Origin of the sequence: Halomonas colorata, from assembly GCF_014897985.1 — a bacterium.
Taxonomy (GTDB): domain Bacteria; phylum Pseudomonadota; class Gammaproteobacteria; order Pseudomonadales; family Halomonadaceae; genus Vreelandella; species Vreelandella colorata.
The window spans coordinates 1-920 of sequence record NZ_JABUZA010000111.1 but is presented as its reverse complement, the minus strand read 5'-3'; the positions used below and the strand labels follow the sequence as shown (position 1 = coordinate 920).

Here is a 920-nt window from a genome sequence, read left to right as displayed (position 1 = left end):
TTAGGTTCTGTACGAAAAGTCGGCTCGCAAGCAGCGGCCTATGCACGCCACGCATATCATCGCCCTAAAGCTGCTTGCTAACTTATCGTAGCGTGTGGCGATACGGCGTAACTCCTTCAACCAACTAAAACAGCGCTCTACTGCATTTCGTTGCCGATACTTATGCTTATCAAACCGTCTAGGTAGACCTGGCCGTGTTCTTCGATGCATCTTGCGCTGAGCGATTACCGGTTTCATGCCGTGCTTGTCGCAATAATGACGCAACTCATCGCTGTCGTATCCTTTGTCAGCCACTATATAGCGACTACGTTTACGTGGCCGCCCAGCGGGGCCAGGTAGGTAAATCGTCTCTAATGTCGAAATAAAGTGCCGAGAATCTGCCTCTTGACCAGGAGACAGAGTAAATGCCAGAGGCCAGCCGTGACGATCGCAAACCAAATGAATTTTGGTGGTTAAGCCTCCACGACTACGCCCCAGAGCGTGATCTAAGGGTTCTTCAGAGCCCCCTTTTTGCCGCCTCCTGCGGCAGCACGTGTGGCACGTACCGATGTTGAATCAATCATCCATGTATCCAAGTCCATTAGACCATCTTCACGTAACTGGAGGTGTAAGCGAGAAAGAATGGCTTCAAACGTGCCATTATCACGCCATTTTCGGAAGCGCTCATAAACGGTGGACCAAGGGCCGTAGCGTTCAGGGAGATCGCGCCATTTAGCACCCGAGCAAAGCACCCAGAAAATACCATTGAGAACTTGCCGGTCATCTCGCCTAGGCCTCCCCATGCGTTGAGGCGGCGACACAAGGTCTTCAATCTGTGCCCAGCCGTTATCAGAGACTTCATAACGCCCGACCATGACTGTTCTCCTATGCAGCTATTGCATAGACAAATTTAGCAGAAATGACTTTTCGTACAAAACCTA

Annotated in this window: 1 protein-coding gene; it reads right to left on the bottom strand. The window is 50.9% G+C overall.

All coding sequences use genetic code 11. The features are described 5' to 3' along the window. A protein-coding gene (locus INT33_RS21005; protein ID WP_193092946.1) for an IS5 family transposase occupies positions 1 to 854 on the bottom strand; the annotation gives its coding sequence in 2 pieces (ribosomal slippage) (positions 1 to 512 and positions 512 to 854; 855 coding nt in all). Between the last annotated feature and the right edge of the window lie 66 nt (positions 855 to 920).